The organism is Streptomyces olivochromogenes (assembly GCF_021538895.1).
GTDB lineage: Bacteria > Actinomycetota > Actinomycetes > Streptomycetales > Streptomycetaceae > Streptomyces > Streptomyces olivochromogenes_A.
The window spans coordinates 23,396-33,289 of record NZ_JADDRL010000101.1 but is presented as its reverse complement, the minus strand read 5'-3'; the positions used below and the strand labels follow the sequence as shown (position 1 = coordinate 33,289).

The following is a 9,894-nucleotide window of genomic DNA, read 5'->3' as shown; positions in this document are numbered from 1 at the left end:
GAACGATGCCCGTCTGGCGCCGGGACGGCCCGCCCGTGGCAGCGCAACGGCTCAGACAGCCCACTCATGACGGGACGGGCGGCGCGGCCCATCCGGGACGTGCGAACGGCCGCCCCGAAGTGTCGGGGCGGCCGTTCGTCGGCTGGGGTGGGGCTCAGACCTGGAGGAGGGACTCCAGGGGGGCTCCGGAGAGGGCCGCTTCCAGGCGGGGGCGGCCGGCCAGGAAGGCCAGTTCCATCAGGACCGCGACACCCGCGACCTCGGCGCCGGCCCGGTGGATGAGCTGGATCGCCGCCTCGGCGGTGCCGCCCGTGGCGAGGACGTCGTCCACGATCAGGATGCGGTCGTCCGAGGTCAGGTCCTCGGCGTGCACCTCGATCTCGGCCGAGCCGTACTCCAGGTCGTACTTCTGGCGCAGCGTCGCCCCGGGGAGCTTGCCCGCCTTGCGCACCGGGATGAAGCCGAGGCCGGCGCGGACGGCGACCGGGGCGCCCAGGATGAAGCCCCGGGCCTCCAGGCCGACGACCTTGGTGGCACCCGTGCGCTCGGCGATCTCCGCCAGTGCGTCGGTCAGGGCCGTGAACGCCGCCGGATCCGCCAGCAGCGGCGTGATGTCCTTGAACATCACGCCCTGCTCCGGGTAGTCGGGGACGTCACGGATGCGGCTCAGCAGCAGCTCCCTGATGTCGGTCATCGGCGCTTCCCGGAGGGCCGACGCCGGTCGCGGCGGGCCGCCGACTGGTCACGCGGGCCCACGACCGCGGGCGCGGCGTCCTCGGGCCCGGCGCCGGACCGCGCCTCCGCCATCTCCTCCTCGGCAGCGGCCTGGGCCCGCTTGGCCAGGACGCGCTTCCTGAGCGCCTTCATCTGCGGCTCGCGCTCCTTGAGGTCGGCGACGAGCGGCGTGGCGATGAAGATCGAGGAGTACGCACCGGCCGCGAGGCCGACGAACAGCGACAGCGAGATGTCGTTCAGCGTGCCGGCGCCGAGGAAGCCGCCGCCGATGAACAGCAGACCGGCCACCGGCAGCAGGGCGACGACCGTGGTGTTGATCGAACGGACCAGGGTGCCGTTGATCGACATGTTGGCGATGTCGCTGTACGTGAACCGCGTCTGCTTGGTGATGTCCTTCGTCTGCTCCTTGAGGCTGTCGAAGACGACGACCGTGTCGTAGAGCGAGTAGCCGAGGATCGTCAGCAGACCGATCACCGTACCGGGCGTGACCTCGAAGCCGACCAGGGCGTAGATACCGGTGGTGATGGTGATGTCGTGGATCAGCGCGACGAGCGCCGCGACGGCCATGCGCCACTCGAAGGCGATCGCCAGGTAGATCACGACGAGGACCATGAAGATCGCCAGGCCCTCCCAGGCCTTGTTGGCGACCTGCTCACCCCAGCTGGGACCGACCAGGTCGGCGGCCAGCTTCTCGGAGTCGAGGTTCAGGTCCTTGGCCAGCGTCTGCTTGATCTCGTCGGACTGGTCGGTGTCGATGCCCGCGATCTGGATGCGTAGGCTGCCGTTGCCGAGCTTCTGCACGACCGCCTCGTGGCCGGAGGCGTCGCGCGCGTACCCCTCCGCCTGGGCCACCGAGGTGCTCATCTTGGTGGGCGTCGTGAAGACCGCTCCGCCCTGGAACTCGATGCCCATGTTCAGGCCGCGCACCGCCAGGCCGACGATGGCCGTGATGGTGATCAGGATGGAGACGCCGTACCAGATCTTGCGCTTGCCGACGAAGTCGTAGCTGATCTCGCCGCGGTGCAGTCGAGCGCCGAGGTTGCCGAGTTTCGACATCGCTCACGCCTCCTTCGGGTCGACGGAGCCGGCGGCAGGACCGGCGGGACGGCGGGTACGGCGCAGCGGCGGCTTGGCGCCCAGGCCCTTCGGGTCGAGGCCGGACCACTTGTGGCCGTTGGCGAAGAACTTCCGGCGGGCGAGGAGCGTCATCAGCGGCTTGGTGAAGAAGAAGACGACGACCACGTCGAGCACGGTGGTCAGACCCAGCGTGAACGCGAAGCCCTGGACCTTGCCGACGGTGACGACGAACAGCACGGCGGCGGCGAGGAACGACACGAAGTCGGAGACCAGGATGGTGCGCCGGGCACGCGGCCAGGCACGCTCGACGGCGGGACGCAGGGAGCGGCCCTCGCGGATCTCGTCCCGGATGCGTTCGAAGTACACGATGAACGAGTCCGCCGTGATACCGATGGCCACGATCGCACCGCAGACCGCCGGCAGGTTCAGCGCGAAGCCGATCGTCGGGCCGAGCAGCGCCATGATCACGTAGGTGAGGATCGCGGAGACCAGCAGCGAGGCCATCGCGACGAGCGACAGACCCCGGTAGTACACCACCAGGTAGATCACGACCAGGAGGAGACCGATCGCACCGGCGAGCAGACCGGCGTGCAGCTGCTCACCACCGAGCGCGGCGGTCACGGTCGTGACGCTCTGCTCCTGGAAGGACAGCGGGAGCGCGCCGTAGGACAGCATGTTGGCGAGGCTCTGGGCCTCGTCCTGGGTGAAGCTGCCGGAGATCTCCGCCTGGCCACCCGTGATGGACTGCTGCACGAACGGGCTGGAGACGACCTCGCCGTCCAGGACGATGCCGAACTCGTTCTGCGGCTGCTGCTTCTTGGCCAGCTCGCCGGTGATGTTCGCGAACTTGTCGGCGCCGCTGGAGTTGAACCGCATCTGGACCTGCCAGCCGGCGGCACCCTGCGTGTCGAACACCGCCTGGGCCTTCTTGACCTCGGTGCCGTCCACGGCGGCCGGGCCGAGCAGGTACTTGTACCAGACCTTGTTGATCTCGCCGCAGGCCACGGTGGGCTCGCCGGGCTTGGTGTTCTTGCCGGCGGTGGCGCGGACGGCGGGCTTGGAGCAGTCCAGGGCCGCGTACTGGGCCTGGAGCTTCGCCGTGCCGTTGTCCGTGCCGCTGCCGGCGGACGCCGACGGGCTGGCGGAGGGCTTGGAGCTCCCGGAGGCGGAGGGCGACGGCGTGGTGTCCTTCAGGGCGTCGGTGACGGCGCGGCCCTGCGTGGTGGCGGTGGCCGTCGGGGACGCGGAGGAGGACGAGGTCGCCTTCTGCTTCGAGGAGGCGCTGCTCGACGGGCTCGGCGAGGCGCTGCCGCTGGGGGAGGCGCTCGGCGAGGGGCTCGCGGCCGACGCGGAGGGCTCGCTGGCCAGGACCGGGCGGAAGTACAGCTTCGCGGTGGTGCCGACCTGCTGCTGGGCCTCCTTGGAGTTGGTGCCCTTGGGGATGTTGACAATGATGTTGTCGGTCCCCTGGGTCTGCACCTCCGCCTCGGAGACGCCGAGGCCGTTGACACGGCGGTTCATGATGTCGACCGCGGTGTCCATGTTGGCCTTGTTGATCGCGGACCCCTGGTCGGCCTTCGCCTTGAGCGTGATGCTCGTGCCGCCGGCGAGGTCAATGCCGAGGCGCGGGGTCGGGTGCCCGGAGGCGAACATGCCTCCGGTGAGCGCCACGATGGCGATCAGGATGAGGGCCAGCGAGCGCCCTGGCTTGCTCTGGGCGCTCGCGCTCCGGCCCTTCTTAGGTGCTGCCACCTTCTCGTACTCCCTCTCGGGCCGCCTCGCGTCCGGTCGGCGCGGTCGGCCATGACATGGTGTCGGGATCCCGTGCGAGATACAGACGCGCCCGGGGTGCGCGGGCGCGATGGGATCGCGCCGCACTCCCCGGGACGTGACTACTTCGCGTCGGAGTCGCCGTCGGTCTTCTTCGGCTCTTCGTCCGTCTTCGCCTCGGCGGCCTCGGCCGGCTCTTCGTCCGCGTCCTTCTTACCGAGGTCGACGGCCTTGTCGTCGGAGGCGGCGGCAGCGTCGGCGGGCGCGTCGCTCTCGGTGAGGGAGGAGGCATCGTCCGGGACGAGGTCGGCGTCGGACTTCAGGTCGTGCTCGATGCCGTGGACGATGCGGTTGTACTCGTCGTCGGTGAGGACGGCACCGATGGCGTTCTTCGCGAAGAGGAGATCGACGCCCGGGCCGGCGTCGAGGAGGACCGTGTCCTCGTTGACCTCCTTGACCGTCGCGTACATGCCCCCGATCGTGCGGACGCCGGAGCCGGGCTGCATCTCGTTCCGCATGTTGGCGGCCTGCTGCTGCTTCTTCTTGGCCGAACGCGTCATCAGGAACATGGCCGCGATGAGCACGATGAACGGGAGAAGGGTCAAGGTATTCACGGGACGGAGTTTCCTTCGCACGACCGCGGCGGGGAGCGGCCTGGTGGATGGGGGTTTATTCGGCGCTGCCCACAAGGGCGGCATCGGCGGAGTCTAAGCGAGTCCACGCGCATGGAACAACGCTCAGCATGGCACCTGGGTTCCTGACCCGGCCAATGTCCCCGCCGTCACGCCCCGAACAGGTCCTGTTGTCCGGTTCCGGTCGAGCGTGGCGGGGTGAGACCGAGGTGCTCCCATGCGGCGGGTGTGGCGACCCGGCCGCGCGGGGTGCGCGCGAGCAGGCCCTCCCTCACGAGGAAGGGTTCGGCGACCTCCTCCACGGTCTCACGTTCCTCCCCCACCGCGACAGCAAGTGTGGAGAGGCCCACAGGGCCGCCGCCGAACAACTTGAGCAGGGCCTGCAGAACGGCGCGGTCGAGGCGGTCGAGGCCGCGGGCGTCGACCTCGTACACCTTCAGGGCCGCCGCGGCGATGTCCCTGGTGATGATTCCGTCGGCCTTGACCTGCGCGTAGTCGCGGACGCGGCGCAGCAGTCGGTTGGCGATACGGGGCGTGCCGCGGGAGCGGCCGGCGATCTCGGCGGCGCCGTCGGAGTCGATCTCGACGTCGAGCAGACCGGCCGAGCGGTGCACGACCCGCTCCAGCTCGACGGGCTCGTAGAACTCCATGTGCGCGGTGAAGCCGAAGCGGTCGCGCAGCGGGGGCGGCAGCAGGCCCGCGCGCGTGGTGGCGCCGACCAGGGTGAACGGGGGCAGTTCCAGGGGGATCGCGGTGGCGCCGGGGCCCTTGCCGACGATGACGTCGACCCGGAAGTCCTCCATGGCCATGTAGAGCATCTCCTCGGCGGGCCGCGACATGCGGTGGATCTCGTCGAGGAAGAGGACCTCGCCCTCCTGGAGGGAGGAGAGGATCGCGGCGAGGTCGCCGGCGTGCTGGATGGCGGGGCCGCTGGTGATGCGGATGGGGGCGCCCATCTCGGCCGCGATGATCATCGAGAGGGTGGTCTTGCCGAGGCCGGGGGCGCCGGAGAGCAGCACGTGGTCGGCGGTGGCGCCACGCGCGCGTGCGGCGCGCAGGACGAGGTCGAGCTGCTCGCGGACCTTCTCCTGACCGATGAACTCGCCCAGGTCCTTGGGGCGCAGGGCGGCCTCGACGGCCTGGTCCTCACGGTCGGCGACCGGGCCCACGAGCCGCTCCGCGGCGGTGTCGGTCGTGTCGTCCCAGTTCATGTGATGTGCCTCAACGGTGGTGGGGTCAGCGAGCGCGGTTCAGGGTCTGCAGGGCGGCCTTCAGCAGTTGGCCCACCTGGGGCGTGCCGCCCTCGGCCTCGGCCTGCGGGGTCACGGCGGCCACGGCCTCGTCGGCCTCGCGCGTGGCGTAGCCGAGGCCGATCAGCGCGGCATGCAGCTGGTCGCGCCAGCCCTGGGTGACCGGGGCGCCGATCGCGGGGGCCGTCCCGACCGGCGAGCCGAGGCGGTCCTTCAGGTCCAGCAGCAGCTTCTGCGCGCCCTTCTTGCCGATGCCGGGGACCGCGGTGAGGGCCTTCTCGTCGGCGGTGGCGACCGCGCGGCGCAGCGCGTCCGGGGTGTGCACCGCGAGCATCGCCTGGGCGAGGCGCGGGCCGACGCCGCTCGCGGTCTGGAGCAGCTCGAAGACCTGGCGCTCGTCGTCGTCGGCGAAGCCGTACAGGGTGAGGGAGTCCTCGCGGACCACGAGCGAGGTGTGCAGCTTGGCGGGCTGTCCCATGCGGAGCGTGGACAGCGTGTTCGGCGTGCACTGCACGGCCATGCCGACGCCGCCGACCTCGACGACGGCGGCGTCGGGGGCGAGTGCGGCGACCGTGCCGCTCACGAAGGCGATCATCCCGTACGGCCTTTCGATGTGTGCAGGGCGACGGCCTGCTGGAGTCGGTTCTGGGCGGGGGCACGCCAGATGTGGCAGATGGCCAGCGCGAGGGCGTCGGCGGCGTCGGCGGGCTTGGGCGGGGCGTCCAGCCGGAGCAATCGCGTCACCATGGCGCCGACCTGGGCCTTGTCCGCGCGGCCGCTGCCGGTGACGGCGGCCTTGACCTCGCTGGGCGTGTGCAGGGCGACGGGGATGCCGCGGCGGGCGGCGCAGAGCATGGCGACGGCACTGGCCTGGGCGGTGCCCATCACCGTGCGGACGTTGTGCTGGCTGAACACGCGCTCCACGGCGACGAATTCGGGCCGGTGCTCGTCCAGCCAGGCCTCGATGCCCTGCTCGACCGCGAGGAGGCGGTGGCTCAACTCGGCGTCCGCGGGGGTGCGGACGACTCCGACGCCGAGCATCGTCAACGGCCGCCCCGCGACCCCCTCGACGACACCGACACCGCACCGCGTGAGTCCGGGGTCCACCCCGAGTACCCGCACACGCCCTCCCCTCGATCTCCCCCGGCTACCGCTGGGCGGTACCCGCGATTCGTGCAGGCTATCCGGTGCCACTGACAACGGCGGCGGGCCGGTGGGGTGTGTCCCACCGGCCCGCCTCGATCCGCTCGGCTCGCGGGAGCCTTACGCGTCGACCTTCTCCATGATCTCGTCGCTGACGTCGAAGTTGGCGAAGACGTTCTGCACGTCGTCGCTGTCCTCCAGGGCGTCGATCAGCTTGAAGATCTTCTTGGCGCCCTCCTCGTCCAACTCGACCTGGACGGACGGCACGAAGCTGGACTCGGCGGAGTCGTAGTCGACCCCGGCGTCCTGGAGGGCGGTGCGGACCGCGACCAGGTCGGTGGCCTCGCTGATGACCTCGTAGGTCTCGCCGAGGTCGTTGACCTCCTCGGCGCCCGCGTCCAGGACGGCGCCGAGGACGTCGTCCTCGGTCAGCTCGCCCTTGGGGACGATGACGACGCCCTTGCGGCTGAACATGTACGACACCGAGCCGGGGTCGGCCATGTTGCCGCCGTTGCGGGTCATGGCGACGCGCACGTCGGAGGCGGCGCGGTTGCGGTTGTCGGTGAGGCACTCGATGAGCACCGCGACACCGTTCGGGCCGTAACCCTCGTACATGATCGTCTCGTAGTCGGCGCCGCCGGCCTCCAGACCACCGCCGCGCTTGACCGCGGAGTCGATGTTCTTGTTGGGGACCGACTGCTTCTTGGCCTTCTGGATGGCGTCGTAGAGCGTCGGGTTGCCTTCGATGTCGACGCCGCCCATGCGCGCGGCGACCTCGATGTTCTTGATCAGCTTCGCGAAGAGCTTGCCGCGCTTGGCATCGATCACGGCCTTCTTGTGCTTCGTCGTAGCCCATTTAGAGTGGCCGGACATCTGCCTGTCTCCTTCGCGTAACCCATCTCTGCAACGAACTCCAGAGATCCTACAAGGACTCCGGTGTCCGATCGGCGCGCACCATGTCGACGAACAGGGCGTGCACGCGGTGGTCGCCGGTCAGTTCCGGGTGGAACGAAGTGGCCAGCGCATTGCCCTGGCGGACGGCGACGATGTGGCCGTCGTGCTCGGCGAGCACCTCGGCCTCGGCACCGACGGACTCCACCCAGGGGGCGCGGATGAAGACGCCCTCTACAGGATCGCCCTCGACACCGCGGACGTCGACCGCCGCCTCGAACGACTCGTTCTGCCGTCCGAAGGCGTTGCGGCGCACGATCATGTCGATGCCGCCGATGGTCTCCTGGCCCGAGCGCGGGTCGAGGATCTTGTCGGCGAGCATGATCATGCCCGCGCAGGTGCCGTAGACCGGCATGCCGTCCCGCACGCGCGCGCGGAGGGGCTCCATCACTCCGAAGAGGATGGCCAGCTTGGAGATGGTCGTGGACTCGCCGCCGGGCAGGACGAGGCCGTCGACCTCGGCGAGTTCCTCGGGACGCCGCACCGGCCTGGCCACGGCGTCCGCCGCGGCCAGGGCGATGAGGTGCTCCCGTACGTCGCCCTGGAGGGCCAGGACGCCAATGACAGGGGTGCTCATGGGGTCTCTACCAGGGCCTCTTACCAGCCGCGGTTGGCGTAGCGCTCGGTCTCGGGGAGGGTGTCGCAGTTGATGCCGACCATGGCCTCGCCGAGGTTGCGGGACGCGTCCGCGATGATCTTCGGGTCGTCGTAGAAGGTGGTGGCCTTCACGATGGCGGCGGCGCGCTTGGCCGGGTCGCCGGACTTGAAGATGCCGGAGCCGACGAAGACGCCCTCGGCGCCGAGCTGGCGCATGAGCGCGGCGTCGGCCGGGGTGGCCACGCCACCGGCGGAGAACAGCACGACCGGGAGCTTGCCGAGCTCGGCGACCTCCTTCACGAGCTCGTACGGGGCGCGCAGCTCCTTGGCGGCGGCGAACAGCTCGTGGTTGTCGAAGCCGCGCAGGCGGGCGATCTCGTTCTTGATCTGGCGCAGGTGGCGGACGGCCTCGACGACGTTGCCGGTGCCGGCCTCGCCCTTGGAGCGGATCATCGCGGCGCCCTCGGCGATGCGGCGCAGGGCCTCGCCCAGGTTGGTGGCACCGCAGACGAAGGGGGTGGTGAACGCCCACTTGTCGGAGTGGTTGACCTCGTCGGCCGGGGTGAGGACCTCGGACTCGTCGATGTAGTCGACGCCGAGGGCCTGCAGGACCTGGGCCTCGACGAAGTGGCCGATGCGGGACTTGGCCATGACCGGGATCGAGACGGCGTTGATGATGCCCTCGATCATGTCCGGGTCGGACATGCGGGCCACGCCGCCGTCCTTGCGGATGTCGGCCGGGACCCGCTCCAGGGCCATGACGGCGACGGCGCCCGCGTCCTCGGCGATCTTCGCCTGCTCCGGCGTGACGACGTCCATGATCACGCCGCCCTTGAGCTGCTCGGCCATGCCGCGCTTGACGCGGGCGGTGCCGGTCTCAGGGTTCTGGGCGGGGGTGGGGATCGTGGTGGACACGGGTGACCTCGCTCGGTGAAGACGGTTTTCTGCTCAAGCGAGGAAACGTGAATGGACCAGGCCACAGCAAGGGCCAATGCGAAGGCGGTGGATCCTTTTCACCTACGATCCCACGAAACCGCAGCTGGGCGCGGTCCTAGGCCGCCCGGTCCACCAGGGCCGCGGGCGGCTCGTCGTCCATCTCGAAGGCCAGCGGGAAGGGCGCGTGGCCGGCCAGCCGGAACCACCGCACCTTGCGGTGCTCACGGAGCCTGCGGGCCGCGCCCACGGCGTCGTTGTGGAAGCGCCGGGCCATCGGCACCCTGCGGACCGCCTCGGTCAGCTCGTGCGCGGCCGCGTCGCCGCCGGGCGCCTCCCGGACCGCCTCGACCTGCTGCGCCTCCGCGAACACGGCCCGCAGCGCCTGGCTCAGCTCGCTCTCGGCCACCTCCCGCTGCTCCTCCTCGGCCTGCCGGGCGGCATGCGCGGCCTCGTACAGCACGATCGAGGCGGCCGGGTCGAGCACACCGGAGGTGGCCAGTTCCTGGGCCACCGAGGCCCGGCGCAGCAGCTGCGCGTCCAGCGCGGCGCGGGTGGCGTCGATCCGTGCGTGCAGGCGGTCCAGTCGGCCGGCCGTCCAGCTCAGGTAGAGACCGATGACGACGAGGGCGACGAGGATCCAGATGAGTGTTGCGGTCACGGGCGGCAAGGCTACCGGGGCGCTCCGCTGGGGTGGGCCGGTGCCGTGTGGTGGCCGCGTGCCGTGTGGTGGGCGGTGTCGGTGTCAGCGTCCAGGGGCTGCCGCCCCCGGGCCCCCGCTTTCGGCCTGGACGGCCTCGTCCTCA

General features: G+C 70.5%; 11 protein-coding genes. All 11 read right to left on the bottom strand.

Annotated elements, in window-relative coordinates; all coding sequences use genetic code 11:
- Window positions 1–154: 154 nt before the first annotated feature.
- Entirely contained in the window at window positions 155–694 is a 540-nt protein-coding gene (locus IPZ69_RS35850) for an adenine phosphoribosyltransferase (RefSeq protein ID WP_235458870.1), read from the bottom strand.
- Window positions 691–1,791, bottom strand: a complete 1,101-nt coding sequence (secF, locus tag IPZ69_RS35845) for a protein translocase subunit SecF (protein ID WP_235458869.1) — start codon at window positions 1,789–1,791, stop codon at window positions 691–693. The genes IPZ69_RS35850 and secF overlap by 4 nt, the downstream gene beginning before the upstream one ends.
- Window positions 1,792–1,794: 3 nt before the next feature.
- A complete protein-coding gene (secD, locus tag IPZ69_RS35840; RefSeq protein ID WP_235458868.1) occupies window positions 1,795–3,564 on the bottom strand; it encodes a protein translocase subunit SecD in 1,770 nt (589 codons plus the stop codon).
- Between the two features lie 140 nt (window positions 3,565–3,704).
- Complete coding sequence (gene yajC, locus IPZ69_RS35835; protein WP_235458867.1) at window positions 3,705–4,196, bottom strand: preprotein translocase subunit YajC; 492 nt, start codon at window positions 4,194–4,196, stop codon at window positions 3,705–3,707.
- Between the two features lie 167 nt (window positions 4,197–4,363).
- The gene (ruvB, locus tag IPZ69_RS35830) at window positions 4,364–5,425 is read right to left on the bottom strand and encodes a Holliday junction branch migration DNA helicase RuvB (protein WP_235458866.1); all 1,062 of its coding nucleotides are present in this window, start codon (window positions 5,423–5,425) and stop codon (window positions 4,364–4,366) included.
- A gap of 25 nt (window positions 5,426–5,450) precedes the next feature.
- Window positions 5,451–6,059 carry a Holliday junction branch migration protein RuvA gene (gene ruvA / locus IPZ69_RS35825; protein WP_235458865.1) on the bottom strand — a complete coding sequence of 203 codons (609 nt, stop codon included), beginning with the start codon at window positions 6,057–6,059 and terminating at the stop codon, window positions 5,451–5,453.
- Window positions 6,056–6,586, bottom strand: a complete 531-nt coding sequence (ruvC, locus tag IPZ69_RS35820; RefSeq protein ID WP_235458864.1) for a crossover junction endodeoxyribonuclease RuvC — start codon at window positions 6,584–6,586, stop codon at window positions 6,056–6,058. The genes ruvA and ruvC overlap by 4 nt, the downstream gene beginning before the upstream one ends.
- A gap of 141 nt (window positions 6,587–6,727) precedes the next feature.
- The gene (locus IPZ69_RS35815) at window positions 6,728–7,480 is read right to left on the bottom strand and encodes a YebC/PmpR family DNA-binding transcriptional regulator (RefSeq protein WP_235458863.1); all 753 of its coding nucleotides are present in this window, start codon (window positions 7,478–7,480) and stop codon (window positions 6,728–6,730) included.
- A 49-nt stretch (window positions 7,481–7,529) separates the two neighbouring features.
- The gene (gene pdxT / locus IPZ69_RS35810; RefSeq protein ID WP_235458862.1) at window positions 7,530–8,135 is read right to left on the bottom strand and encodes a pyridoxal 5'-phosphate synthase glutaminase subunit PdxT; all 606 of its coding nucleotides are present in this window, start codon (window positions 8,133–8,135) and stop codon (window positions 7,530–7,532) included.
- Window positions 8,136–8,155: 20 nt separating this feature from the next.
- Complete coding sequence (pdxS, locus tag IPZ69_RS35805; RefSeq protein WP_308407576.1) at window positions 8,156–9,070, bottom strand: pyridoxal 5'-phosphate synthase lyase subunit PdxS; 915 nt, start codon at window positions 9,068–9,070, stop codon at window positions 8,156–8,158.
- 136 nt (window positions 9,071–9,206) lie between these two features.
- Entirely contained in the window at window positions 9,207–9,758 is a 552-nt protein-coding gene (locus IPZ69_RS35800) for a hypothetical protein (protein WP_235458861.1), read from the bottom strand.
- Window positions 9,759–9,894: the final 136 nt, after the last annotated feature.